This is a genomic window from uncultured Kluyvera sp., from assembly GCF_902485085.1.
Classification (GTDB): domain Bacteria; phylum Pseudomonadota; class Gammaproteobacteria; order Enterobacterales; family Enterobacteriaceae; genus Kluyvera; species Kluyvera ascorbata.
The window spans coordinates 1-26,779 of sequence record NZ_CABTJS010000062.1; the positions used below are offsets into that span (position 1 = coordinate 1).

At 54.7% G+C, this 26,779-nt stretch carries 23 protein-coding genes and 1 pseudogene; 11 read left to right on the plus strand and 13 right to left on the minus strand.

Annotated features, from left to right (window positions below; translation table 11 throughout):
- The 11 genes and pseudogenes from RDN66_RS07195 to RDN66_RS07245 all read right to left on the minus strand — a co-directional run.
- On the minus strand, nt 1–488 hold a 488-nt coding region (locus tag RDN66_RS07195; protein WP_308537741.1), incomplete at its 3' end, for a tRNA-dihydrouridine synthase.
- A gap of 328 nt (nt 489–816) precedes the next feature.
- Nucleotides 817–1,119, minus strand: a pseudogene (locus tag RDN66_RS07200) (carbonic anhydrase family protein); the annotation flags it as partial.
- Nucleotides 1,120–1,251: 132 nt separating this feature from the next.
- Nucleotides 1,252–2,133, minus strand: coding sequence for a 50S ribosomal protein L11 methyltransferase (gene prmA / locus RDN66_RS07205; RefSeq protein WP_035891243.1), 882 nt, complete (start codon nt 2,131–2,133; stop codon nt 1,252–1,254).
- An 11-nt stretch (nt 2,134–2,144) separates the two neighbouring features.
- On the minus strand, nt 2,145–3,596 hold the full coding sequence (gene panF, locus RDN66_RS07210) for a sodium/pantothenate symporter (RefSeq protein WP_202217093.1): 1,452 nt from the start codon (nt 3,594–3,596) through the stop codon (nt 2,145–2,147).
- Nucleotides 3,586–3,828, minus strand: a complete 243-nt coding sequence (locus RDN66_RS07215) for a YhdT family protein (protein ID WP_035891230.1) — start codon at nt 3,826–3,828, stop codon at nt 3,586–3,588. The genes panF and RDN66_RS07215 overlap by 11 nt, the downstream gene beginning before the upstream one ends.
- 110 nt (nt 3,829–3,938) lie before the next feature.
- Nucleotides 3,939–5,288: an acetyl-CoA carboxylase biotin carboxylase subunit gene (gene accC, locus RDN66_RS07220; protein ID WP_035891229.1), complete on the minus strand. Its 1,350-nt coding sequence runs from the start codon at nt 5,286–5,288 to the stop codon at nt 3,939–3,941.
- Between the two features lie 10 nt (nt 5,289–5,298).
- Nucleotides 5,299–5,757: an acetyl-CoA carboxylase biotin carboxyl carrier protein gene (gene accB / locus RDN66_RS07225; RefSeq protein WP_035891227.1), complete on the minus strand. Its 459-nt coding sequence runs from the start codon at nt 5,755–5,757 to the stop codon at nt 5,299–5,301.
- A gap of 22 nt (nt 5,758–5,779) precedes the next feature.
- Nucleotides 5,780–6,232, minus strand: coding sequence for a type II 3-dehydroquinate dehydratase (aroQ, locus tag RDN66_RS07230; protein ID WP_035891225.1), 453 nt, complete (start codon nt 6,230–6,232; stop codon nt 5,780–5,782).
- Nucleotides 6,233–6,466: 234 nt separating this feature from the next.
- A complete protein-coding gene (gene msrQ, locus RDN66_RS07235) occupies nt 6,467–7,066 on the minus strand; it encodes a protein-methionine-sulfoxide reductase heme-binding subunit MsrQ (RefSeq protein ID WP_123651686.1) in 600 nt (199 codons plus the stop codon).
- Nucleotides 7,066–8,064 (minus strand): protein-methionine-sulfoxide reductase catalytic subunit MsrP, encoded by a 999-nt coding sequence (msrP, locus tag RDN66_RS07240; RefSeq protein ID WP_035891270.1) that lies wholly within the window; start codon nt 8,062–8,064, stop codon nt 7,066–7,068. The genes msrQ and msrP overlap by 1 nt, the downstream gene beginning before the upstream one ends.
- 76 nt (nt 8,065–8,140) lie before the next feature.
- The gene (locus RDN66_RS07245) at nt 8,141–9,115 is read right to left on the minus strand and encodes an MDR family oxidoreductase (RefSeq protein WP_248538143.1); all 975 of its coding nucleotides are present in this window, start codon (nt 9,113–9,115) and stop codon (nt 8,141–8,143) included.
- A gap of 220 nt (nt 9,116–9,335) precedes the next feature.
- Between RDN66_RS07245 and csrD the strand changes: the two genes are divergently transcribed.
- The 8 genes from csrD to tldD all read left to right on the plus strand — a co-directional run bounded on the left by csrD (nt 9,336) and on the right by tldD (nt 21,637).
- Nucleotides 9,336–11,276, plus strand: coding sequence for an RNase E specificity factor CsrD (gene csrD / locus RDN66_RS07250; protein ID WP_202217095.1), 1,941 nt, complete (start codon nt 9,336–9,338; stop codon nt 11,274–11,276).
- Between the two features lie 306 nt (nt 11,277–11,582).
- Nucleotides 11,583–12,626, plus strand: coding sequence for a rod shape-determining protein MreB (gene mreB, locus RDN66_RS07255; RefSeq protein ID WP_000913396.1), 1,044 nt, complete (start codon nt 11,583–11,585; stop codon nt 12,624–12,626).
- Nucleotides 12,627–12,694: 68 nt separating this feature from the next.
- Entirely contained in the window at nt 12,695–13,702 is a 1,008-nt protein-coding gene (gene mreC, locus RDN66_RS07260; protein ID WP_035891216.1) for a rod shape-determining protein MreC, read from the plus strand.
- Complete coding sequence (gene mreD, locus RDN66_RS07265) at nt 13,702–14,190, plus strand: rod shape-determining protein MreD (RefSeq protein WP_035891213.1); 489 nt, start codon at nt 13,702–13,704, stop codon at nt 14,188–14,190. The genes mreC and mreD overlap by 1 nt, the downstream gene beginning before the upstream one ends.
- Before the next feature lie 7 nt (nt 14,191–14,197).
- Nucleotides 14,198–14,791, plus strand: a complete 594-nt coding sequence (locus tag RDN66_RS07270; protein ID WP_202217096.1) for a nucleoside triphosphate pyrophosphatase — start codon at nt 14,198–14,200, stop codon at nt 14,789–14,791.
- Entirely contained in the window at nt 14,781–16,250 is a 1,470-nt protein-coding gene (gene rng / locus RDN66_RS07275) for a ribonuclease G (protein ID WP_035891210.1), read from the plus strand. Before RDN66_RS07270 ends, rng begins: the two co-directional genes overlap by 11 nt.
- Nucleotides 16,251–16,283: 33 nt before the next feature.
- Nucleotides 16,284–20,090 carry an AsmA2 domain-containing protein YhdP gene (gene yhdP / locus RDN66_RS07280; protein ID WP_202217097.1) on the plus strand — a complete coding sequence of 1,269 codons (3,807 nt, stop codon included), beginning with the start codon at nt 16,284–16,286 and terminating at the stop codon, nt 20,088–20,090.
- A gap of 101 nt (nt 20,091–20,191) precedes the next feature.
- The gene (tldD, locus tag RDN66_RS07285; protein ID WP_115073702.1) at nt 20,192–21,637 is read left to right on the plus strand and encodes a metalloprotease TldD; all 1,446 of its coding nucleotides are present in this window, start codon (nt 20,192–20,194) and stop codon (nt 21,635–21,637) included.
- Nucleotides 21,638–21,688: 51 nt separating this feature from the next.
- Here the strand turns inward: tldD and RDN66_RS07290 are convergent, their stop codons facing one another.
- Both RDN66_RS07290 and aaeR read right to left on the minus strand, forming a co-directional pair.
- Nucleotides 21,689–22,303: a YagU family protein gene (locus RDN66_RS07290; protein ID WP_035891208.1), complete on the minus strand. Its 615-nt coding sequence runs from the start codon at nt 22,301–22,303 to the stop codon at nt 21,689–21,691.
- Between the two features lie 239 nt (nt 22,304–22,542).
- Nucleotides 22,543–23,469: an HTH-type transcriptional activator AaeR gene (aaeR, locus tag RDN66_RS07295; protein ID WP_035891206.1), complete on the minus strand. Its 927-nt coding sequence runs from the start codon at nt 23,467–23,469 to the stop codon at nt 22,543–22,545.
- Between the two features lie 129 nt (nt 23,470–23,598).
- On the opposite strand from aaeR, the gene aaeX reads away from it, so the two are divergent.
- From aaeX to aaeB, 3 genes are read left to right on the plus strand one after another with little or no spacing between them, the layout of a single operon-like run.
- Nucleotides 23,599–23,802, plus strand: a complete 204-nt coding sequence (aaeX, locus tag RDN66_RS07300) for a p-hydroxybenzoic acid efflux pump operon protein AaeX (RefSeq protein WP_035891204.1) — start codon at nt 23,599–23,601, stop codon at nt 23,800–23,802.
- 7 nt (nt 23,803–23,809) lie between these two features.
- Nucleotides 23,810–24,742, plus strand: coding sequence for a p-hydroxybenzoic acid efflux pump subunit AaeA (gene aaeA, locus RDN66_RS07305; protein ID WP_035891203.1), 933 nt, complete (start codon nt 23,810–23,812; stop codon nt 24,740–24,742).
- Nucleotides 24,743–24,747: 5 nt separating this feature from the next.
- Complete coding sequence (gene aaeB / locus RDN66_RS07310) at nt 24,748–26,715, plus strand: p-hydroxybenzoic acid efflux pump subunit AaeB (protein ID WP_035891202.1); 1,968 nt, start codon at nt 24,748–24,750, stop codon at nt 26,713–26,715.
- Nucleotides 26,716–26,779: the final 64 nt, after the last annotated feature.

A 26,779-nucleotide genomic window follows, 5' to 3' on the forward strand; every position in this document is an offset into this window, starting at 1 on the left:
ATGCCACAGTCTTCGGCCAGTTGGGCAATCTCTACACAGTTACGGTGTTCCGGCGACCAACCCGTGCGAATCTTTAACGTAACAGGAACGTCCACTGCGCTGACAACCGCCGTCAGGATTGACTTCACCTGGTCGGGGTATTGCAGAAGGGCTGAACCTGCAAGCTTGCGATTCACTTTTTTGGCCGGGCAACCCATATTGATATCAATAATCTGGGCACCACTTTCCACGTTGATACGCGCGGCATCTGCCATTTCTTCAGGCACGCTTCCGGCAATTTGCACGGTACGAATACCTGGTTCATCAATGTGCACCATCCGAAGGCGGGACTTATCGCTTTCCCAGACCTGCGGGTTAGACGACATCATCTCGGAAACGGTTAAACCTGCTCCCATCTCGTAGCACAGCGTCCTGAACGGCCGGTCGGTAATACCTGCCATAGGTGCTGCGATCAGTCGATTTCTGAGCTGGTGTTGTCCGATACGCATGAGTTAAGAAATGACCATACTGTGACTGCAAGGCGGCGTATATTACGCATTTTTTGCACGAGATGAAAGGCCAAACTTTAACCAATCCTCTGAGGTGGATCAAAGAATCGCAGTAAGCGATGTCACCACTAAAGAATTAATTATATAAATCATCTAATTAGAAAATTATGGCGATTTTATCTACATCTATATTTTTGAGTAACTTCTCACTTTTTCTTCGACTCAGGGAGATCTGGCAAGATAATCTGCTGATTTAATCAGCAGATTATTGTGACATAGTGTGACAATGCTCCCATTTCAGGACATGATCCCGGCACTCTTCTGCCGCTTATTCGACAACTACACGGCCATTGAGCGGCTGTACGGGCGGTTATTGTCATGGTGCATCGTGTGGGTGAATTTTTTCAGCTGCGCTTCTGAAAGCGTCATGGGCTGCTTCAGGACAATCCAGGTCACACCCTCGGAGCAGAATGGTGTGGTCAGAGAACGTCATCAATCGTCACGTTAAGCGGTGAAAGATGGGCTTTGAGTGTGGTCTCGATGTTAATCGGGGATTGATTCATCACGGCCTGACAGCTTTTATACTCCTCGCTGAGCGAGCCCAGTGCTCGGGAGACCCTTCGCCTTCATATCATCCATTGAATGGTCTGCGTTTTTTATTTTTTAACTTTAATGAGTTAAGTCGATATTTTAACACATGGATGGGGTGAGGGGCGTACAAAAAGCGTGAAGCTGTGGCCTCCAGAGAGGCCACGGGAAGGAATTATTTTTTGCGACCAGTAATACGGCACCACTCTTCTTTCTCGACGACGGCGTCGAGGTCAAAGAGATCGGCATAGGCTTCGCAGACGCTTTCCGCCTGGCTTGCCAGGATACCAGAAAGCCCCAGCAGGCCGCCTGTAACCGGCAGCACGCTGATTAACGGTGCCAGCTCGCGTAATGGGCCAGCCAGGATGTTTGCGACCACGACATCGGCTTTCATGGCTTCTGGCTGATCCTGTGGCAGGTACAGTTCCAGACGTTCAGAAACGCCGTTACGCTGTGCGTTATCTCGGCTAGCCTGAATGGCTTGCGGATCGATATCGATCCCGATTGCTTTCGCAGCACCCAACTTCAGCGCGGCGATCGCGAGGATCCCGGAGCCACAGCCAAAGTCGATAACCGTTTTGCCGGTTAAGTCCAGCCCGTCCAGCCACTGTAAACACAGGGAGGTGGTTGGGTGCGTGCCGGTGCCGAAGGCCAGGCCTGGATCGAGCATCACGTTAACGGCGTTAACGTCCGGCACATCGCGCCAGCTTGGGCAGATCCACAGGCGTTCGCCAAAGCGCATCGGGTGGAAGTTATCCATCCACTCGCGCTCCCAGTCTTTATCTTCCAACTGCTCAATTTTGTGGGCGAAGCCTTCACCCAACAGCGGATGCTGTTCCAGGATGGCAACCACTTCTTTCATGTCGGTTTCTGCATCGAACAGGCCGATAACGTCGGTATCGCCCCACAGACGCGTTTCACCCGGCAGCGGCTCAAAGACCGGCGTGTCATGCGTATCCTGGAAGGTGATGGAGACCGAACCGGCTTCCATCAGCGCATCGCTAAGATCTTCGGCATTCTCGCCGGTTGTGTTCAGTTTCAGTTGGATCCACGGCATGGCAAAACTCTTTATTTATCAGAAGAAATTACGGCAGCCTGTGGGACGGGTTGACCAAAACGGTTCCCGACCACAAACGCCAGCAAACTTAGCAGTAACGAAGGCACAATCGGATGGAAGCCCAGGTACTGAACGTTAAATGTGGCCAGCACGGCGTACAGCACACCGCCGACAATCATGGCACTCAGCGCCCCGGCAGCGTTCGCACGCTCCCAGTACAGACCGAGCACTAATGGCCACAGGAACACCGCTTCCAGCCCACCGAAGGCGAGCAGGTTCAGCCATATAATCATCTCCGGCGGACGCCAGGCGGCGAGCATCATCAGAATACCGAGCACCAGCGTCGTCCAGGTGGAGATACGCTTAATGCGGTGCTCATTACGAATTTTAGTCGGGCTCGCGCTGAGCCACAGATCTTTAATGATGGTCGCCGACGCCTGCAGCAGATGGGCGTTCACGTTCGACATAATAGCGGCCATCGGCGCGGCAAGGAACAGACCAGCCGCCCACGGCGGTAATACCTGCACCATCAGCGTTGGGATAACCAGATCCGGCACGGTCAGATGCGGCAGCACGGCGCGGCCCAGCGCGCCCGCCAGGTGCATCCCCAGCATCAGTACCGCCACCACGATGGTGCCGATGATAATCCCGCGATGCACTGCCTTACTGTCTTTATAAGAGATACAGCGAACGGCGGTATGCGGCAGGCCAATCACCCCAAAACAGACCAGCACCCAGAAGGAGGTCATAAAGGTTGGCGTCAGGATATCGTCTGCACCGTGCGGCGAGACCAGCTGCGGATTAATCTGCTCCAGCGTATCGACGGCGTTATGCAGTCCGCCAGCAGCATGTACCACGCCAACCAGCAGCACGATGGTGCCAATCAGCATCACCATACCCTGCATGGTGTCGTTGAGCACGCTAGCGCGGAAGCCGCCGAAGGCGGTGTACAGCGCAATGGTGATGCCAAAGATCAGCAGGCCGTTCTCATACTTAATGCCCGCTGCCGTCTCCAGCAGGCGTGCGCCGCCGATAAACTGCACCGCAATCGCCCCGACGAAAGCAACCAACAGGCTGATACTGGCAATCCACACCACCGCGCGGTTCTGGTAGCGCGCCTGCAGCATGTCATTGAGGGTAATCGCGTTATAGCGTCGTGCCAGAATGGCGAACTTCTTACCGAGTACCCCCAGCGACAGCCAGATCGTCGGCACCTGGATTAGCGCCAGCAGCACCCAGCCCAGCCCGTATTTATAGGCGGCACCCGGCCCTCCGATAAACGAACTGGCGCTGATGTAGGTGGTGGTCAGCGTCATGGCCAGCACAAAGCCGCCCATCGAGCGACTGCCGAGGAAATACTCGCTTAGGAAAGAGCCGGTGCTGCGTTTACGCATCGCATACAGCGACAGGCCGAACACCACGAACAGATAAAGCACTAGTACAACGATAATCTCAGTTTGCATCTTTATCCTCCAGCGGGATGTCGCGGAAGACAAAGCGGACCATCAGCCAGCAGAGCAAAATAAAAACCAGCGGCATCAGCAGGCAGGCCATTTCAAACCAGTGCGGCAGGCCGGTGAAACCCTGCGTGGAATCAGGTAAGTAAGCACACGCTAACCACGCAGCAAGATAGAGAAGGGTTAGCCAAAGCGCCCAGCGCGCCTCTTTATGGGCCTGAACAAAACGCTTGTCCATTTTTTGTCCCTTGTGGATGAAGAAAGCGGGGATTGTACCGCAAGGAAAAGATGAGGGGAGAGAAAAAGAAAAAAGGCCGGAAAATCCGGCCTTTTGCTGCGATAACAGGATTATTTTTCCTGTAATCCGAGTTTTTTCTCCAGGTAGTGGATGTTGGTACCACCATGCTGGAAGTTCTCGTCGGTCATGATACGCATCTGCAGATCAACGTTGGTTTTGATACCGTCGATGATCAGTTCCTGCAGCGCGTTCTTCATGCGAGCAATAGCCACGTCGCGGGTCTCACCGTAGCAGATGAGTTTGCCGATCATTGAGTCATAGTACGGTGGTACGGTGTAGCCAGCGTAGATATGAGATTCCCAACGAACGCCAAAACCGCCCGGCGCGTGGAAGCGAGTAATTTTACCCGGGCTTGGCAGGAAGGTGTCTGGGTCTTCGGCGTTGATACGGCATTCTACCGCATGGCCACGGACATGGACTTCTTCTTGCTTGATGGACAGCGGCTGACCGGCAGCGATACGCAGCTGCTCTTTGATAAGATCAACGCCGGTGATCATCTCAGTAACCGGATGCTCTACCTGGATACGGGTGTTCATTTCAATGAAATAGAACTCGCCGTTTTCGAACAGGAACTCGAAAGTACCCGCGCCACGGTAGCCGATATCCACGCACGCTTTCGCGCAGCGTTCGCCGATGTAGCGACGCAGTTCCGGAGTGATGCCCGGTGCTGGTGCTTCTTCGACAACTTTCTGGTGACGACGCTGCATGGAGCAGTCGCGTTCAGCCAGATAGATAGCGTTGCCCTGACCGTCAGCCAGTACCTGAATCTCGACGTGGCGAGGATTTTCCAGGTATTTTTCCATATAAACCATGTCGTTGCTGAAAGCTGCTTTAGCTTCCGCTTTGGTCATGGCAATGGACTGCGCCAGGTCTGCGTCGCTGCGCACTACACGCATGCCGCGACCGCCGCCGCCGCCGGAGGCTTTGATGATAACCGGGTAGCCGATGCGTTTAGCATGAGCGCGGTTAACATCCATATCTTCGCCCAGCGGGCCGTCAGAACCTGGAACGGTTGGTACGCCTGCTTTCTTCATCGCGGTGATCGCGGACACTTTGTCACCCATCAGGCGAATAGTGTCGGCTTTCGGGCCGATGAAGATGAAGCCGGAACGTTCAACCTGCTCGGCAAAGTTGGCGTTCTCAGAGAGGAAGCCGTAGCCTGGGTGAATCGCAACAGCACCGGTGATCTCAGCAGCGCTGATGATAGCCGGGATGTTCAGGTAGCTTTTTACGGACTGAGCCGGGCCAATACAGACCGTTTCATCCGCCAGCAGTACGTGTTTTAAATCGCGGTCCGCAGTGGAGTGCACAGCCACGGTCTTGATGCCCAGTTCTTTACAGGCACGAAGAATACGCAGTGCGATCTCGCCGCGGTTGGCGATGACAATTTTATCCAGCATCTTCGCCTCGTTACTCGATGACGACCAGAGGCTCGTCAAATTCAACTGGCTGACCGCTTTCTACCAGGATTGCTTTCACAGTCCCTGCTTTGTCAGCTTCGATCTGGTTCATCATTTTCATCGCTTCAACGATGCACAGGGTATCGCCTACGTTTACTTTCTGACCAACTTCCACGAAGGCTTTCGCGTCCGGGCCTGGGGTGCGATAGAAAGTACCAACCATTGGGGAACGTACGATGTGACCACTGATTTCAGCTTTAGCCGGAGCTTCAGCAGCAGCTGGTGCTGCAGCAACAGGTGCTTGCGCTTGCATGACAGGCGCTGCGTAGGCCTGCTGCATCACTGGAATACCGGTGTTCGGAGCAGAGCGGCTGATGCGCACTGACTCTTCACCTTCAGAAATTTCCAGTTCGTTGATGCCAGACTCTTCGACCAGCTCGATCAGTTTTTTAATCTTACGAATATCCATGAGTGGGTTCCGTACTCTTTGTTTAGTTTGATTGTGACAGGCGTTTTACCGCCGTCTGTAAAGCGTATGAATAGCCGTCAGCCCCGAGTCCGCAGATAACGCCAGAAGCGATATCAGACAGATACGAATGATGGCGGAATGGTTCGCGCGCATGAACGTTGCTCAGGTGGATCTCGATAAACGGGATGCTCACCGCCAGCAACGCATCGCGAAGGGCAACGCTCGTGTGCGTGAACGCGGCCGGATTAATCAGGATATAGTCAATATTGTCTTTAGCCTGATGAATACGGTCGATGAGGACGTACTCGGCGTTGGATTGCAGGCTGTCGAGCGTGACGTTCAGGGTTTCAGCTTCCGCGGTTAAGCGGCTTACGATCTGGGAAAGCGTCAGCGTGCCGTACTTCTCTGGCTCACGGGTGCCTAACATATTCAGGTTCGGACCGTTCAAAAGCAAAATGCGAAACTTGTCAGTCATTGTGCTGCTATCTCCTGCAATTCTCGGGTAAAAAACAAAATATACCTTCGATGCGCGATTGTCACCCTTTCAGGGGGTTAAAAACCCGGTCGGGAAAACCAAGGTCGCACATTATAACTATTTCGTAGCATTTGGCAGCTAAATACTGGTCTTATCAGGGAAGATTATCAACTGCTATCGTGTAAAGAACGTCTGACTATAAGAGAATTGCGGTAAACCGCACATATCATGAAACTAGCGCCACCACTGGCGAAACTTCTTATAACGGCAGGCTAAAAGCACGACGGCGATGGCCGCGTAGATAACCGGTTGTGGTGAGATAATCTTTACCGACCACAGGAAATGTATCGGTGCGAGGATCGCGACAAGATAGACGAAGTTATGCAAAAGCTGCCAGCGTCGGCCTAATTTTCGCTGCATCGCTTGAGTAGACGTCACCGCCAGGGCCAATAAAATCAGCCAGCAGGCAAATCCCAGCAGAAGATAAGGACGTGTGGCGATTTCCTGGCCTAATAGCGACAAATTCTGAATCCCCAGTTCCAAAACGCTATAGCTGGTGAGGTGAATAGTCGCCCATGCAAAGCACCACAATCCCAGTAATCGCCGGGTGCGAATCAGCAGCGGTTGTTTAGCGTAGCGCGCCAGCGGGGCGACCAACAAGGTCGCCAGCAGTAATTTCAGAGCCATCCTACCGGTAAAATGCTGAATATCTTTCACTGGATCAGCACTTAGCTGCCCCTGTGAGACGGCCCAGAACAGCCAGACAAACGGCAAAAAAGCCGCAAGATGCAGGAAAACCTTCAGCCAGGTGACTTGTTTTGCCGTTAAACGCATCAAAAATTCTCCCGCAAATTCATTCCACGATAGAGCGAAGCCACTTCATCCGCATAGCCGTTAAACAGTAGCGTTGGCTGGCGCTGAACATCAAGAATACCGCCAGAGCCAATAAAACGCTCCGTCGCCTGGGACCATCGTGGATGATCGACGTGCGGATTCACGTTGGCAAAGAACCCGTATTCGTCCGGGGCGGCGAGGTTCCAGGTGGAATCCGGGCGCTCACGGGTCAGCATGATACTGACGATAGACTTTATCCCCTTAAAGCCGTACTTCCACGGAACCGTCAGACGGATTGGCGCACCGTTTTGCGGCGGCAGCGCTTTGCCGTAGACACCGACGGTGAGTAGCGTTAGCGGGTTCATGGCTTCGTCCAGGCGTAATCCTTCTATATAAGGATACGCAAGACCACCGCCGATAAATCGGTCTTTCTGCCCGGGCATGTTTTCCGGGGAGTAAAGCGTCTTAAATGCCACGTACTTTGCATTGCTGGTGGGCTCGACGGCGGCCAGTAGTTTATGCAGTGGGAAACCAATCCACGGTACTACCATCGACCAGGCCTCGACGCAGCGCATACGGTAGATGCGCTGTTCCAGCGGGAACCGTTTGGTTAAATCGTCATGATCGAGCGTCATCGGCTTTGCGACTTCACCACCAATGGTGAGCTTCCATGGGTCGATGGGGAGGCTACCGGCGTTAGCGGCGGGGTCGGCTTTATCGAGGCCAAACTCATAGAAGTTGTTATAGCCGGTGACTTTGTTTTCTGGCGTCAGCGTGAGCTTGTTCTGCCATTCATCTGGCTTGCTGAACGTCAGCGGTTTTCCCGCCGGGGCCGGCGGTCGGTCGTTACCTTTAAACCAGTCAGTCAGACTGGAGGCGTGCAGTGGAAGTGAGGCGGCAGCGGTGCTGATACCAAGCATCTTCAGCACCTGGCGGCGCTGAAGCATAAAAACAGACTCGGCGGTGACGTCTGCTTCAGTTAATTTACGGGATTTCATGACTTCCTCCGGCAGGCTTTTGTTAAGCATGGCGGAGGAGTCGAATTAACGCGAGTGCGCCTTGAAAAATAAGTGCTTAGTCGATTTTCACCAAAGTTCGGCCCTGAATCTGGTTGCTGATGATTTTATCCGCAAATTCAGGCGCTTGAGAAAGACTTATCTCCGTTGCGCTCTGTGCGAAGAAGGACTCAGGTAAATCGGTAACCAGACGTTTCCATGCTTCCGCGCGGCGTGCCGCCGGTGTCATCACTGAATCCACGCCCTGCAGACGAACGTTACGCAGGATGAACGGCATCACGGTAGTCGGCAGCGCAAAGCCACCGGCCAGGCCGCAGGCCGCGACGCAACCGCCGTAGTTCATCTGCGCCAGCACTTTGGCCAGCACTTTATCGCCAACGGTATCAACCGCACCGGCCCAGATCTGTTTTTCCAACGGACGGGTTTCCGCGAACTCATCACGGCCCAGAATGCGGTTTGCCCCCAGCGCGCGAAGGTAGCTATGGGTGCTTTCACGACCAGACACCGCCGCGACCTGATAACCCAGTTTGTGCAGCAGGGCGATAGCGGTACTGCCCACGCCACCGCTGGCGCCGGTCACCACGATCTCGCCGTCTTCAGGGCGCACACCTGCATCTTCCAGCGCCATCACGCACAGCATCGCGGTGAAGCCCGCGGTGCCGATGATCATGGCTTTGCGTCCATCCAGGCCAGCGGGCAGCGGTACTAGCCAGTCGCCGTTGACGCGTGCGCGCTCGGACAGGCCGCCCCAATGGTTTTCGCCCACGCCCCAACCGGTCAGCAGCACCTGCTGGCCCGGCGTAAAGCGCGCATCATCGCTGGTGTGAACCGTCCCGGCAAAGTCGATGCCTGGCACCATCGGGAAGTTACGAATGATTTTCCCTTTTCCGGTGATAGCGAGAGCGTCTTTATAGTTCAGGCTGGACCACTGGATATCGACAGTGACGTTACCCTGCGGCAGCAGACTGTCGTCAACGGCCTTCACTGCGGCGATAGTTTTACCATCCTGCTGTTCTAAGATGAGTGCCTGCATAACCCTTCCTTACATGGACTGATAGTGAAAAAATTTACCGGGGACTATACTCGTTTATCATTATTTGTTGGCGATTTGGCGCAATAAATTGCCAGATCCGCCAGGTTTGGTAGTATGCCGACCTGGTTTGATATGTTAGTGCTTACTTCTGATAGTAATGTGCGAACACAGGCGCCCGGCTCTCTGTCGGGGACGATTAACCTACGGAGTTAACACAGGGATGCGATTAACGACGAAGTTCTCAGCCTTTTTTACGCTCTTAACTGGGCTTACCATCTTTGTGACGTTAATTGGCTCCTCACTGAGTTTTTATAACGGCATACAGTACAAGATAGCCAATCGCGTGCAGGCCGTGGCAACGGTATTGGATAACCGCCTCATTAACACACCGTTCGATAAGCTCGACCATCAGCTTGATGAAATCATGGTGCCGCTCGATATCGTCCGTATCGATTTCACGCTGAATGGAAAGGCGCTGTTCCACCATAGCCGCACCAGCAGCTATCAGCCGGTTGGCAGCCACTATCAATTCCGCGAAATGGAAGTTCCATCGCTCAAGCACCCCGGCATGAAGATTCATCTGGTCTATCAGGACCCGATGGCCAACTACTTCCGCTCGTTGATGACCACCGCGCCGTTGACCATTACGATTGCCTTTATGGTGCTGGTGGTCTTTATCGCCGTGCGCTGGCTGCGTCGACAGCTTGCGGGGGAAGAGCTGCTGGAGCTGCGCTCTATTCGTATTCTTAACGGCGAGCGCGGGCCGAAAGTCAAAGGTAATATCCATGAATGGCCCGCCCGCACCAGTTCGGCACTGGATATGCTACTTTCTGAAATTCAGTTTGCCGGAGAACAGCGCAGCCGCCTGGACACGCTGATTCGCTCCTACGCGGCTCAGGACTCGAAAACTGGCCTCAGCAACCGACTGTTCTTTGATAATCAGCTCGCGACGCTGCTCGACGACCAGGAAAACGTCGGCTCTCACGGTATCGTGATGATGATCCGCCTGCCGGACTTTGACTTCTTGCGCGACAACTGGGGCCGGGCCGCGGCGGAAGAACATGTCTTTACGCTCATCAACCTGCTTTCTACCTTTATTATGCGTTATCCCGGTGCGCTGCTGGCGCGCTATCGCCGCAGTGACTTTACCGTCCTGCTACCGCATCGCACCTTAAAAGAAGCCGACAGCATCGCCGGGCAACTGCTCAAAGCCATTGATGGCCTGCCGCTGGCGAAAATCCTCGATCGCGATGACATGATGCACATCGGCATTTGCGCCTGGCGCGGCGGGCAGACCACCGAACAGGTGATGGAACACGCCGAGGCGGCGGTACGCAACGCGGTGCTACAGGGCAGCAACAGTTGGGCGATATACGATGACTCGCTGCCGGAGAAAGGGCGCGGCAACGTCCGCTGGCGCACTTTGATTGAGCAGATGCTCAGCCGCGGCGGCCCGCGCCTTTACCAAAAACCGGCGGTCAACCTCGACGGCAGCGTTCATCACCGAGAACTGATGTGCCGTATTTTTGACGGTAAAGAAGAGGTTATCGCCGCGGAATATATGCCGATGGTGCTGGAGTTTGGCCTCGGTGAAGAATACGACCGCCAGCAGATCACTCGTCTGATCCCATTCCTGGGGTTTTGGCCTGAGGAAAATCTGGCAATTCAGGTGACGGTCGAGTCGCTTATTCGCCCGCGTTTCCAGCGTTGGCTGCGTGATACTTTGATGCAGTGCGAGAAATCTCAACGTCGACGGATTATTTTTGAACTTGCAGAGGTAGATGTCTGTCAACATATGACGCGTTTACAGCCAGTCGTACGTTTAATTCATGCATTAGGCGTTCGGGTTGCGGTAACGCAGGCAGGTTTAGCCTTAGTCAGTACCACCTGGATTAAGCAGCTTGAGGTTGAGTTGATTAAGCTAGATCCGGTACTGGTGCGCAATATTGAAAAACGCAGTCAGAACCAGCTGTTGGTTCAAAGTCTGGTTGAGGCCTGTAAGGGAACGTCGATTCAGGTTTTCGCCGCCGGAGTCCGCAGCCGGGGCGAGTGGCAAGAGCTGACCAAATGCGGAGTTTTCGGCGGTCAGGGGGATTTTTTTGCTGCTTCCCAGCCACTTGACTCAAATGTGAAAAAATATTCGCAAAGATATTCGGTTTGACCTGCTGTTTAACGTGTTTATCACGTAGAATAACGCGCGCGGTTTTTTTCGGGAGTGTGCATGTCTGCTCGCCGGGAAAAAAGACGCACACATGCATGTGTCGACCTTTGACAGGGACAAATCCAGGATGGAGCGGCAGTGAGTATTCCTGCACTGAAGGACTCAGGTTGGATTTGTAACAAAGGTAACGAACTGCACTAATTTTCACCGTTGCAGATGATTTTTGCGCCTTGTCGCTGCTGCGTGTGGTTGGTAAAGTAAGCGGATTTTATTTTTCCGCCCCAGCTTTCAGGATTATCCCTTAGTATGTTGAAAAAATTTCGTGGCATGTTTTCCAATGACCTGTCCATTGACCTGGGTACCGCGAATACCCTGATTTACGTAAAAGGACAAGGCATCGTATTGAATGAGCCTTCCGTGGTCGCCATTCGTCAGGATCGTGCCGGTTCACCGAAAAGTGTGGCCGCTGTAGGTCATGACGCAAAACAGATGCTGGGCCGTACGCCAGGTAACATCGCGGCGATTCGCCCGATGAAAGATGGCGTTATCGCTGACTTCTTCGTCACCGAGAAAATGCTCCAGCACTTTATCAAACAGGTTCACAGCAACAGCTTTATGCGCCCAAGCCCGCGCGTACTGGTTTGTGTACCGGTTGGCGCAACCCAGGTTGAACGCCGTGCGATCCGTGAATCCGCTCAGGGCGCTGGCGCTCGTGAAGTGTTCCTGATTGAAGAGCCAATGGCTGCTGCAATTGGTGCAGGTCTGCCGGTTTCTGAAGCAACCGGCTCCATGGTTGTGGATATCGGCGGTGGTACCACTGAAGTTGCCGTTATCTCCCTGAACGGTGTGGTTTACTCCTCCTCCGTACGTATCGGTGGTGACCGCTTCGATGAAGCGATTATCAATTATGTTCGCCGTAACTACGGTTCTCTGATTGGTGAAGCTACCGCAGAACGTATCAAGCACGAAATCGGCTCCGCTTACCCGGGTGACGAAGTGCGTGAAATCGAAGTGCGTGGCCGTAACCTGGCAGAAGGTGTTCCGCGCGGCTTCACGCTGAACTCCAACGAAATTCTCGAAGCGCTGCAGGAGCCACTGACTGGCATCGTGAGCGCAGTCATGGTTGCACTGGAACAGTGCCCGCCAGAACTGGCTTCCGACATCTCCGAGCGCGGTATGGTTCTGACCGGTGGTGGCGCGCTGCTGCGCAACCTTGACCGCCTGTTAATGGAAGAAACCGGTATTCCAGTTGTCGTTGCTGAAGATCCGCTGACCTGTGTAGCGCGTGGCGGCGGCAAGGCGCTGGAAATGATCGACATGCACGGCGGCGACTTGTTTAGCGAAGAGTAGTCAGCATGAGGTTCAGGGTAGCCAGAAGGCTACCCTCTATTTCACTGACACGAGAATACGCATAGCCTATGAAGCCCATTTTTAGCCGTGGCCCGTCGCTGCAGATTCGCCTTATTCTGGCGGTGCTGGTGGCGCTGGGTGTCATTATCGCCGATAGCCGCCTCGGTATGTTCAGTCAAATCCGAACATACATGGATACTGCCGTCAGTCCTTTCTACTTTGTTTCCAATGGTCCTCGTGAACTGCTTGATAGCGTTTCTCAAACGCTGGCTTCACGCGATCAGCTCGAGCTCGAAAACCGTGCACTGCGTCAGGAACTGCTGCTGAAAAATAGCGACCTGCTGATGCTCGGTCAGTACAAACAAGAAAATGCCCGTTTACGTGAACTGTTAGGTTCACCGCTGCGCCAGGACGAACAAAAAATGGTGACGCAGGTGATCTCAACGGTTAACGATCCCTACAGCGACCAGGTGGTTATCGACAAAGGCAGCGTAAACGGTGTTTACGAAGGCCAGCCAGTGATCAGCGACAAAGGCGTTGTGGGTCAGGTTGTGGCCGTCGCCAAGCTCACCAGCCGCGTGCTGCTGATTTGCGATGCCACCCACGCACTGCCGATTCAGGTTCTGCGTAACGATATTCGTGTGATTGCCGCCGGTAACGGCTGCACTGACGATCTCCAACTGGAGCATCTGCCAGCCAATACCGACATTCGTGTCGGCGATGTGCTGGTGACATCCGGTCTGGGTGGTCGTTTCCCGGAAGGTTATCCGGTTGGCGTGGTGTCGTCTGTTAAGCTGGATACGCAGCGCGCGTACACGGTGATTCAGGCGCGTCCAACGGCGGGCCTGCAGCGTTTACGCTATCTGCTGCTGCTGTGGGGCGCGGATCGTAACGGCACTAACCCGATGACGCCGGAAGAGGTTCATCGCGTAGCCAACGAGCGTCTTATGCAGATGATGCCTCAGGTACTACCGTCTCCTGAAACCATGGGGCCGCAGCTTCCCGCGCCGGCAACCGGGTTAGCCACACCGCCTGCGGGTACGCCGCCACCACAACCCTCTGCAGGAGGGCAATAGTGGCAAGCTACCGTAGCCAGGGACGCTGGGTAATCTGGCTCTCGTTTCTTATCGCACTGCTGCTACAGGTTATGCCCTGGCCGGACGACCTTACCGTCTTCCGGCCAAACTGGGTGCTGCTCATTCTGCTTTACTGGTCACTGGCGCTGCCGCACCGCGTGAATGTGGGTACGGGTCTGGTGATGGGTGCCATACTTGATCTCATCAGTGGATCAACGCTTGGCGTGCGCGCGCTGTCGTTGAGCATTGTGGCGTATCTGGTGGCGCTGAAATATCAGCTGTTCCGCAACCTGGCGCTCTGGCAACAGGCGTTGGTGGTTATACTGCTCTCGCTCGCGACGGATATTATTGTTTTCTGGGCAGAGTTTTTAGTGATCAACGTCTCTTTCCGACCTGAAGTGTTCTGGAGTAGTGTAGTAAACGGCGTGCTCTGGCCGTGGATATTTCTTCTGATGCGTAAAGTTCGCCAGCAATTTGCCGTTCAATAAGGTCGTTATGGTATCTCTCTATCTTGCTTCAGGTTCCCCGCGTCGCCAGGAACTTCTCACTCAGCTAGGCATGACGTTTGAGAAAGTGGTTCCCGGTATCGAAGAACTGCGTCGCCCACAGGAGCCGGCGCAGCAATACGTGGCGCGTCTGGCGCGAGAGAAAGCGCAGGCGGGCGTTGCGTTAGCCCGTCACGACCTCCCCGTTCTGGGGGCTGATACGATTGTGGTGCTTAACGGTGAAGTGCTGGAAAAACCTCGCGATGCGGCGCATGCCGCCGCGATGCTGCGTAAGCTATCAGGGAATACCCATCAGGTGATGACCGCCGTTGCGCTGGCAGATAGCCAGCATACGCTCGACTGCCTGGTCGTGACGGAAGTGACCTTCCGGATGCTTTCCGAGGAAGACATTGCAGACTATGTTGCGAGCGGCGAACCTTTAGATAAAGCAGGTGCATATGGTATTCAAGGGCTGGGTGGCTGTTTCGTCAGGAAGATAAATGGCAGCTATCACGCCGTAGTCGGCTTACCGCTGGTGGAAACGTATGAGTTGCTGAGTAACTTTAACTCGCTACGTGAAAAAAGGGATACACATGACGGCTGAACTATTAGTTAACGTGACGCCATCGGAGACGCGAGTGGCGTATATCGATGGCGGCATTTTGCAGGAAATTCATATTGAGCGTGAAGCGCGACGCGGAATAGTAGGCAATATCTACAAAGGTCGTGTTAGTCGTGTCTTACCAGGTATGCAGGCGGCTTTTGTAGATATTGGTCTCGATAAGGCAGCGTTCCTTCACGCTTCCGACATCATGCCGCATACCGAATGTGTGGCGGGTGAAGAGCAAAAGCAGTTCACCGTCCGCGATATTTCTGAACTGGTGCGTCAGGGCCAGGACCTGATGGTACAGGTGGTGAAAGATCCCCTGGGGACCAAAGGCGCGCGTCTGACTACCGACATCACGTTACCTTCTCGTTATCTGGTCTTTATGCCCGGCGCTTCGCACGTCGGCGTGTCGCAGCGTATTGAAAGTGAAGCCGAGCGCGATCGCTTAAAGAAAGTGGTCGCGGATTATTGCGATGAGCAGGGCGGCTTTATCATCCGTACCGCGGCAGAAGGGGTGTGTGAAGAGGATTTAGCCTCTGACGCCGCCTATCTTAAGCGCGTCTGGACCAAAGTGATGGAGCGTAAGAAGCGCCCACAGACTCGCTACCAGATGTACGGTGAGCTGGCGCTGGCGCAGCGTGTCCTGCGCGACTTTGCGGACGCTCAGCTGGATAAAATTCGCGTTGATTCCCGTTTGACCTACGAAGCGTTAATGGAATTCACGGCTGAATACATGCCTGAAATGACCAACAAGCTTGAGCATTACAGTGGCCGCCAGCCTATCTTTGATCTGTTCGACGTTGAGAATGAAATCCAGCGAGCGCTGGAGCGTAAAGTTGAGCTCAAGTCCGGTGGTTATCTGGTTATCGACCAGACCGAAGCGATGACCACCGTCGACATCAACACCGGGGCTTTTGTTGGGCACCGTAATCTTGATGACACCATTTTCAACACCAATATTGAAGCGACTCAGGCGATTGCGCGTCAGCTGCGCTTGCGTAACCTTGGCGGCATTATCATCATCGATTTTATCGATATGAATAACGAAGACCACCGTCGTCGGGTACTGCACTCGCTGGAACAAGCGTTGAGCAAAGACCGCGTGAAAACCAGCGTTAACGGCTTCTCGCCGCTGGGGCTGGTAGAGATGACCCGTAAGCGTACGCGCGAGAGCGTCGAACACGTGCTCTGCACAGAATGCCCGACCTGCCATGGGCGTGGTACGGTGAAAACCGTTGAGACGGTGTGCTATGAGATTATGCGTGAAATTGTGCGCGTGCATCACGCTTATGATTCCGATCGCTTCCTGGTATACGCTTCTCCATCCGTGGCCGAAACGCTGAAAGGCGAAGAGTCTCACGCGCTGGCAGAAGTAGAAATTTTTGTCGGCAAGCAGGTTAAAGTCCAGATTGAACCGCTCTATAACCCGGAGCAGTTTGATGTGGTTATGATGTAATTACGCAGCCTGCTGCGACCCAAGGAGAGATGCGTGAGGCGATTGCCGGGGATTTTACTGCTCACCGTTGCCACACTGATTGTCGTTGTCGCGCTGCTGGTGAGCGGCCTGCGTCTCGCCTTGCCACATCTGGATAAATGGCGCCCTGAACTGCTGACCAGAATTGAAGCGGTCACTGGGCTGCCGGTTTCCGCCTCCCAGATCCACGCCAGTTGGCAAAACTTCGGCCCGACGCTGGACGTGCGCGATATCCACGTTGCGATGAACGACGGCGGCGAACTGTCTATCAAACGTGCTTCGATGGCGCTGGATGTCTGGCAAAGCCTGCTGCACATGCGCTGGCAGTTTCGCGAGCTGACCTTCTGGCAGCTGCAAATTCATACCAATACGCCGCTACAGAATAACGACGGCGGCGATGGCCTGAAGGGCGACCGCGTCGGCGATCTGTTCTTGCGCCAGTTTGACCACTTCACCCTGCGCGATAGCCATCTCAGCTTCCTGACGCTCTCCGGCCAGCGTGCTGAACTTGCCATTCCGCAGCTCACCTGGGTCAACAATGACAACCGTCACCGCGCCGAAGGGGAGCTTAGCCTCTCGAGCCTCACCGGGCAGCACGGGGTGATGAAAGTGCGTATGGATCTGCGTGATGAAAATGGTCTGCTGAATAAAGGCCGCATCTGGCTCCAGGCTGACGACATCGATGTGAAGCCGTGGCTGGGACAGTGGATGCAGGACAATATCGCGCTGACCAGCGCTCGCTTTAGCCTTGAAGGCTGGGCTTCGCTGGATAAAGGCGAAATCGCCAACGGCGATGTCTGGCTGAAACAGGGTGGCGCCAGCTGGCAGGGCGACCAGCAGGATCACCATCTGGCGGTGGATAACCTCACCGCGCACCTGTCGCGTGAGAAACAGGGCTGGGAGCTCCGCATTCCGGATACCCGTATCACGATTGACGATACGCCGTGGCCTCGCGGGGCACTGGCGCTGGCATGGATCCCGGCTCAAGAAGTTGGGGGGCCGAACAATAAGCGCAGTGACGAACTGCGTATCCGCGCGAGCCATCTCTCACCGGCTGGCTTAAACGGCCTGCTGCCGATCGCTGAAAAACTTTCACCTGACGTCGCCGACATCTGGCGCACCGCGCAGCCTGCGGGCATGGTCGATGCGCTGGCAATTGATATCCCGCTTCAGGACACGGGCAAAACCCGCTTTAACGCGAGCTGGAATAACCTAGGCTGGAAGCAGTGGAAACTGTTGCCTGGCGCTGAGAACGTCTCCGGGTACATTGCCGGTAGCCTGGAAAATGGCTCGCTGCATGTTGCGATGAAAGACGCGAAGATGCCGTACGAACACGTCTTCCGCGCACCGCTGGAGATTGCCAACGGCGTTGCGACCCTGAACTGGGTCAATGACGGTAGAGGCTTCATGCTCGATGGGCGTGATATCGATGTCACGGCGACGGGCGTTCGTGCCGCGGGCGGTTTCCGCTATCTGCAGCCGAAGGACGACCAGCCGTGGCTGGGGATTCTGGCCGGTATCAGTACTGACGACGGTGGGCAGGCGTGGCGTTACTTCCCTGAAAACCTGATGGGGAAAGCGCTTGTTGACTACCTGAGTGGTGCTATCAAGGCGGGTAAAGCGGAGAACGCCACTCTGGTTTACGGCGGTAACCCACACCTGTTCCCGTACGAGCATAACGAAGGACAGTTCCAGGTCTATGTGCCGCTGCACGATGCGACCTTTGCCTTCCAGCCGGACTGGCCGGCGCTGACCAATCTGAATATCGAGCTTAACTTTATCAATGCTGGCCTGTGGATGAAGGCGGATAAAGCGGCGCTTGGCGGCGTGACCGCCAGCAACCTGAATGCGTCGATTCCAGACTACGCCAAAGAGAAGCTGCTGATTGATGCCGATATTAACGGTCCTGGTAAAGCGGTTGGCCCGTATTTCCAGCAGACGCCGCTCGACAAATCCCTGGGTGCGACCCTCGAAGAGCTCCAGCTTGATGGTGATGTGAGCGCTCGCTTACATCTTGATATCCCGCTGGATGGCGAGCTGGTGAAGGCCACGGGTAACGTCGCGCTGAACAATAATAGCCTGTTTATCAAACCGCTCGACAGCACGCTGCATAACCTCAAAGGCCGCTTCAGCTTTGATAATGGCAACCTGACGAGCGAGCCGCTGACCGCCACCTGGTTCAATCAGCCGCTGAACGTCGATTTCACCACCAATGAGGGAGAGAAATCCTATCAGGTGGGCGTCAATATGCAGGCGGACTGGCAGCCAGCGAAAACGGGCGTGCTGCCAAAACAGCTTAACGACGCGCTTAAAGGCAGCGTACCGTGGAAAGGTAACGTTGCTATTGAGCTTCCTTATCACGGCAGCGCGACCTACAAGGTCGGTATCACCAGCGACCTGCAAAATATGAGCAGTAGCTTACCGTCTCCGGCGGATAAAGCGGCGGGGAAATCGCTGCCGGTTAAGCTCAACGTCGACGGGAATCTGCATAGCTTCACTCTGACCGGCAACGTGGGGCCGGATAACCACCTGAATAGCCGCTGGCTGTTGGGGAAAAAGCTCACGCTTGAGAGCGCTATCTGGGCCTCGGACAGCCGTACTATCCCGCCGCTGCCGCAAACGGCGGGCGTGGAATTGAATATGCCGCCGATGGACGGCGCGCAGTGGCTGGCGCTGTTCCAGCACGGCGCGGCCGACGGCGTAAGCTCTGCTGCCGCCTTCCCGCAAAACGTGACGTTGCGTACGTCGTCGTTGACCTTTGCAGGCCAGCAGTGGAATAACCTGAGCGTGGTGTCCCAACCAACGGCAGACGGCACGCGGGTGGAAGCTCAGGGACGCGAAATTAACGCCAGCCTGACGATGAAAAATAGCTCACCGTGGCAGGCCGCCGTTCGCTACCTTTATTACAACCCGTCGGCTAATCCGCTGGCGCAGACCGCTGCTACAGGCCCGCTAAGCAACACCTCAAGCAGCAGTGCGATAGATTTCCACAGCTGGCCCGATCTTCAGCTTCGCTGCGCCGAATGCTGGCTGTGGGGGCAGAAATATGGCCGTATCGATGGTGACTTCAGCGTGAAGGGCGATACCCTGACTCTGGCTAACGGGCTGGTGGATACCGGCTTTGGCCGCTTAACCGCCGATGGCGTTTGGGTAAACTCACCGTCCGGGCAGCGCACCTCGCTGAAGGGGAAAATTCACGGAAACAAGATTGATGAGGCTACGGCTTTCTTCGGGGTTTCAACGCCGATTCGCGATTCTTCCGTTGATGTAGACTACGATTTACATTGGCGTGATAAACCGTGGCAGCCTGATGTTGCGTCGCTGAACGGTATTCTGAAATCGCGCGTTGGCAAAGGGCAGTTTACCGATCTTTCCACGGGCCATGCCGGACAACTGCTGCGTCTACTGAGCGTCGATGCGCTGCTGCGTAAGCTGCGCTTTGACTTTAGCGACACCTTCAGTGAAGGCTTCTACTTTGATTCTATTCGCAGTACCGCGTGGATCAAAGACGGCGTGCTGAATACTGATGATACGCTGGTTGATGGTCTGGAAGCCGATATCGCCATGAAAGGGTCGGTCAATCTGGTGCGACGCGAGCTGGATATGGAAGCCATCGTCGCGCCGGAAATTTCGGCGACGGTCAGCGTGGCGACGGCTTTCGCGGTGAACCCGATTATCGGCGCGGCGGTGTTTGCGGCGACGAAAGTACTTAGCCCGCTGTGGAACAAAGTCTCTATCCTGCGTTATCGCATCACCGGCCCGATTGATAAGCCACAAATTAACGAAGTGCTGCGCCAGGCGCGCAGCGACAAAAAGCCATGATTTGACGCAAGCCTTGAATTGCCTCAATCTCATAAGACAAACACCCGGAATACCGGCTCGAAATGCGTGAAGCGCGCGGGCCATTAACGAGTAGCGAAATAATGAGTCTAAACCTGGTAAGTGAACAATTGCTGGCAGCGAACGGCCTGAATCATCAGGATCTGTTCGCCATTCTTGGTCAACTCACGGAGCGTCGTCTGGACTATGGCGATCTCTATTTTCAGTCCAGCTACCACGAATCCTGGGTTTTAGAAGATCGCATCATTAAAGATGGTTCTTATAACATTGACCAGGGCGTGGGGGTTCGTGCGGTAAGCGGCGAGAAAACCGGTTTTGCCTATGCCGACCAGATCAGCCTGCTGGCGCTAGAGCAGAGTGCACAGGCGGCGCGTACCATTGTGCGTGAAGCGGGTAACGGCAAAGTGCAGACGCTGGGCGCGGTAGAGCACTCAGCGCTTTATACCTCGCTGGATCCGCTGCAAAGCATGACCCGCGAAGAGAAGCTGGATATCCTGCGCCGCGTGGACAGCGTGGCGCGTGCCGCAGACAGCCGCGTGCAGGAAGTGACGGCGAGCCTGACCGGCGTATATGAATTGATTCTGGTTGCCGCGACGGATGGCACGCTGGCGGCCGACGTGCGCCCGCTGGTACGTCTGTCGGTGAGCGTGCAGGTGGAAGAAGATGGCAAACGTGAGCGCGGCGCCAGCGGCGGCGGTGGCCGTTTTGGCTACGACTACTTCCTCGCTGACCTCGACGGTGAAGTTCGTGCCGATGCTTGGGCGAAAGAAGCCGTACGCATGGCGCTGGTGAATCTCTCTGCGGTCGCCGCTCCGGCGGGTACGCTGCCGGTGGTGCTGGGCGCGGGCTGGCCTGGCGTACTGCTGCACGAAGCGGTGGGCCACGGTCTGGAAGGCGACTTTAACCGTCGCGGCACGTCGGTCTTCAGCGGCCAGATGGGCCAGCTGGTGGCTTCTGAACTCTGTACTATCGTTGATGATGGCACCATGTCTGACCGCCGTGGCTCTGTAGCAATCGACGATGAGGGGACGCCGGGTCAGTACAACGTGCTGATCGAAAACGGGATCCTCAAAGGCTATATGCAGGACAAGCTTAACGCACGCCTGATGGGTGTTGCGCCAACCGGTAACGGCCGCCGTGAATCATACGCGCACCTGCCAATGCCGCGTATGACGAATACCTACATGCTGGCCGGGAAATCCACGCCGCAGGAAATCATTGAGTCCGTTGAATACGGCCTCTACGCGCCAAACTTTGGCGGCGGTCAGGTGGATATCACCTCCGGTAAGTTTGTCTTCTCCACCTCAGAAGCCTACCTGATTGAAAACGGTAAGGTGACCAAGCCGGTGAAAGGGGCGACGCTGATTGGTTCCGGTATCGAAACCATGCAGCAGGTGTCTATGGTCGGTAACGACCTGAAGCTGGATAACGGCGTTGGCGTCTGCGGCAAAGAAGGTCAGAGTCTGCCGGTTGGCGTGGGTCAGCCGACGCTGAAGGTGGATAATTTGACGGTGGGCGGTACTGCTTAACCTGAACAAGGCGTCATCTAAAAAGCGCACCTCATTGAGGTGCGCTTTTTTTTATCGCAAATGCGTTAGCGGTATTTCAGGATCGGGTTCGTGAGTGATGCGGTTACGTAAATCACGACGGATAATTTCAATCGACCAGAACCAAATCAGGTGGCCCACGATCTCTGATACATGTTCATACCACGGCAGTTCAAACAGCGGTGGCGTCAGCCCCATCAGCGGGAAGGAGATCATGTGGACAAAAAGCTGAGCTAAAGCACCGGCAAGCAAACCCTGCCAGAGTTTTATTTTCGGGAAGACTTCAGCAACCACGCAATAACCCACAGCGAAGACGATGGAGAAAATAATATGCGTTACGCCGACCCAGTTAAATATATGTCCAGCAAAAGTGTAAACGGCGGCATTGGGGTCTGCGACGCCCAACCAGTCGCGAAGAAATACATACGGGGGGTTGAGAAAATTACGGGAACAATCGATTTGGCTCGCGGCTCTTATTAACTGTTCAGGCCCGCATGCACCGGTAAATAAATCGGTAGGGCTGCGCGGAGGAAGAGGCACTTCTGCACCCCATTTCACAAACGCGGAGACGATCCCTGCGATTAACCCTATGAACGCGGCAAGCCCATAACGCCTGCGTGAAGGCGGTGTTTGTTCGAATAGATTCATTCTGAGTCCTTGGTTAAAATGGTCCTGTTCAATGCATTCTGTTTTTATATTTTAATTAAATGCAACCGTCTGAGTATCAGACGTAATACAAGATAATAGTCAGACGGCCACGGTGTCAATTAGCCAAACTTAATAGTACGAATGACTTATTCCTGAATTACCGCTACTGTAGTTCAGGAAATATTTATGCCAAATATCTTTAGTCGGGATGTTCAGTTTTGGAATATAGATGACCTTGCTTATTCTTTCCTTCTTCCACGCATCCCCTGAAACAGCTCCGCGACTTTGACAAAATAGTCGGTCAGATAGTTAATACAGACCTGCACCTTGAGCGGCAGCTTGTCCTTTTCGGTATACAGGGCGTACACCGGGCGCGGATCGGACTGATAACGCGGGAATAAGATCTCGAGTTCACCGCTGTTGATCTCATTGATCACCCACATCAACGGGACGTAGGCAATGCCGGCACCGGCGACCAGCCAGCGAGAGATGGTCATCGGGTCGTTGGTGACAAATCGCCCCTCTGGCAGCAGTTTAGTCGACAACCCTTCTGGGGCAATCAGCTCAAACTCGTTATCCGGACGAACGCTATATTCCAGCCACGAATGGTTACTCAAATCCGCCGGTTTTTCGGGCACGCCAAACTGCGCGAGGTATTTTCTGGACGCACAAACGACCATCGGCATGCTGCCCAGACGGCGAGAGAAGAGGCTGGAGTCTTGCAGTGCCCCGACGCGGATAACCACATCCAGACCATCGGCAATCAGATCCGGCGCTGGAATGCCCGTCACCAGATTTACGGTTAATCCTGGATACTCTTTGAGCATTTCCGCCGTCATGGCAGCGAGTACATTTTGTGCCATAGTTGAAGAACAGCCGATGCGCAGCGTACCAATCGGCGTGTTGTTAAAGGCATAAAGCTGTTCGTGTACATCCTTCACTTCGAACAGCATTCGGCGGCAACCTTGATAGTAAATTTTACCGGCTTCGGTTAAGCCAATGCTGCGGGTGCTGCGATTAAGCAGTTTGACCTGCAGCTCATCTTCCAGTTTAGAAACAGTCTGGCTGATGGAAGAAACGCTCATCTGTAGCTGGCGCGCCGCGGCAGTAAAGGAGCCTTGCTCGACAACTTTGGCAAAAACCGACATCCGTTTTAGTCGTTCCATTGTTCACTCTGGCTTAAAAGTGATTTGCATCACACTATGTAGATAAGGCTATAACAGTTACGTTAAAATACTGTTAGCTGAATAATTAAAGTTCCAATCTCACCTGCACGCTAGTCTAGTAAGGTCAACATGAGCCTGTTTCCTGTCATCGTGATTTTCGGTCTCTCATTCCCGCCGATCTTCTTTGAGCTGCTCTTATCGCTCGCCATTTTTTGGTTGGTGCGTCGCGTGCTGACGCCAACTGGGATCTATGATTTTGTCTGGCATCCCGCGTTGTTCAACACCGCACTGTATTGCTGCCTGTTTTATCTAATATCACGTTTGTTCGTCTGAGGTAGATGTGAAAACACTAACAAGAAATATCTCCCGTACCGCTATTACGGTGATACTGGTCATCCTGGCATTCATCGCTATTTTTCGTGCCTGGGTCTATTACACCGAGTCTCCGTGGACGCGTGATGCGCGTTTTAGCGCGGACGTCGTCGCCATTGCTCCAGACGTATCCGGCCTGATTACCGATGTTCAGGTCAAGGATAACCAACTGGTTAGCAAAAATCAGGTTCTGTTTATTATTGACCAGCCGCGCTACCAAAAGGCACTGGAAGAAGCGAATGCTGACGTCGCCTACTACAAAGCGCTGGCGGACGAGAAAAGCCGAGAAGCCGGGCGTCGTAACAAGCTGGGCGTGATTGCCATGTCTCGCGAAGAGATAGACCAATCCAATAACGTGCTGCAAACCGTGCTGCACCAGTTAGCGAAAGCGCAAGCCACGCGCGATCTAGCGCGTCTGGATCTGGATCGCACGGTGATTCGCGCGCCAGCGGATGGCTGGGTGACTAACCTGAACGTCTACGCCGGTGAATTTATTACCCGTGGTTCTACAGCGGTCGCGTTGGTGAAACAGCACTCCTTCTATGTGATGGCCTACCTTGAAGAGACCAAGCTCTCAAGCGTACGTCCGGGTTACCGCGCTGAAATTACCCCGCTGGGCAGCAACCATGTAATTAAAGGAACCGTTGATAGCGTTGCGGCGGGTGTCACCAACGCCAGTAGCAGCGTCGACAGCAAAGGGATGGCGACCATCGACTCCAACCTGGAGTGGGTTCGTCTGGCTCAGCGTGTACCGGTGCGTATCCGTCTGGATGAACAGACAGGTAACCTGTGGCCAGCGGGTACGACCGCCACGGTGGTCATTACCGGTGAGAAAGACCGCGATGCCAGCCGCATGAGCTTCTTCCAGAAGCTGGCGCTGCGTCTGCGTGAATTCGGTTAATTGCCATGGGCATTTTTAGCATTGCCAACCAGCACATCCGCTTTGCCGTCAAACTGGCCTGTGCGGTGGTGCTGGCCTTGTTTGTCGGCTTCCACTTTCAGCTTGAAACGCCGCGCTGGGCGGTGCTGACTGCCGCTATTGTGGCGGCCGGTCCGGCCTTCGCTGCGGGTGGAGAACCCTACGCGGGGGCAATCCGTTATCGCGGGATGCTGCGTATTGTCGGGACCTTTATCGGCTGTATCGCCGCGCTGGTGATTATCATCACCATGATCCGTGCGCCGCTGCTGATGCTGCTGGTTTGTAGCATCTGGGCCGGTTTCTGTACCTGGATCTCTTCGCTGGTTCGCGTTGAAAACTCCTACGCCTGGGGGCTCTCCGGCTATACAGCGCTGATTATCGTTATCACGATTCAGGCCGAACCGTTGCTGACGCCGCAGTTTGCCGTGGAACGCTGCAGCGAGATCGTGTTGGGGATTATCTGTGCGATCGTCGCCGATCTCCTGTTTTCACCGCGATCGATCAAAAAAGAGATCGACAACGAACTCGATGCCATCCTTATCGATCAATATCGCCTGATGCAGCTGTGCATCAAGCATGGCGATAGCGATGAGATGGACAAAGCCTGGTTGGCGCTGCTGCGTCGCACCGCTGCGTTGGAAGGGATGCGCGGCAACCTGAATATGGAGTCCTCACGCTGGGCTTGGGCCAACCGTCGCTTGAAGGCGCTGAACACCGTTTCGCTGACCATGGTGACTCAGGCTTGTGAAACCTTCATCATGCAAAACTCGCGGCCTGAGCTGGTCACTGACGCTTATCGTGAGTTGTTCGAAGAGCCGGTTGAAACGGTGCAGGATGTTCACCGCCAGCTTAAACGAATGCGCCGCGTGCTGGCGTGGACGGGTGAGCACGATACGCCAGTAACGATTTACAGCTGGGTAGGGGCCGCCACGCGCTACCTGCTGCTCAAACGCGGCGTGATTGGTAATACAAAAATCAGCGCCCGCGAAGAAGAAATTCTGCAAAGCGAAGTGGTCGTGCGACCGGAGTCTGCCGAACGTCACCACGCGATGATCAACTTCTGGCGTACCACGCTCTCCTGCGCGCTGGGCATTCTTTTCTGGCTGTGGACCGGCTGGACATCCGGTAGCGGTGCGATGGTGATGATTGCCGTGGTTACCTCACTGGCCATGCGTTTACCGAATCCGCGCATGGTGGCGATAGACTTTATCTACGGCACCATTGCGGCGCTGCCGCTGGGAGCGCTCTATTTCCTGATTATCATCCCCGCGACGCAACAAAGTATGCTGCTGTTGTGTATTAGCCTGGCGGTCATGTGCTTCTTTATTGGCATTGAAGTGCAAAAGCGCCGGCTGGGATCGATGGGGGCACTGGCCAGTACCATCAACATTCTGGTGCTGGATAACCCGATGACCTTCCACTTCAGCCAGTTCCTCGACAGTGCATTAGGGCAGATTGTCGGCTGCTTTATGGCGTTTATCGTCATTCTGCTTATCCGCGATAACTCCCGCCTGCGTACCGGGCGCGTGCTGCTGAACCAGTTTGTGTTTGCGGCGGTGTCGGCGATGACCACCAATATGGCTCGTCGAAAAGAGAACCACCTGCCGGGACTCTACCAGCAGCTGTTTTTGCTGCTGAACAAATTCCCGGGGGATATTGCGAAGTTCCGTCTGGCGTTGACGCTTATCATCGCGCATCAACGTCTGCGCGATGCGCCTATTCCGGTGAATGACGATCTGTCGGCCTTCCACCGTCAGCTGCGCCGCACCGCTGACCGAGTGATTTCAGCAACCAGCGATGACAAACGCCGTTATTACTTCACGCGTTTGCTGGAGGAACTCGGGGTTTATCAGGAAAAACTGCGCGTCTGGGAAGCACCTGAGCAGGTTACGCAGCCGGTTGAACGGCTGGTGACGATGCTGCATAAATATCAGGGCGCGTTGACCAGTAGCTGAGTGTTTTCCCGGAGTCGCTGCGCTCGTCCGGGCTACCTGTGATTGTAGTCAGGACGAGCGCATG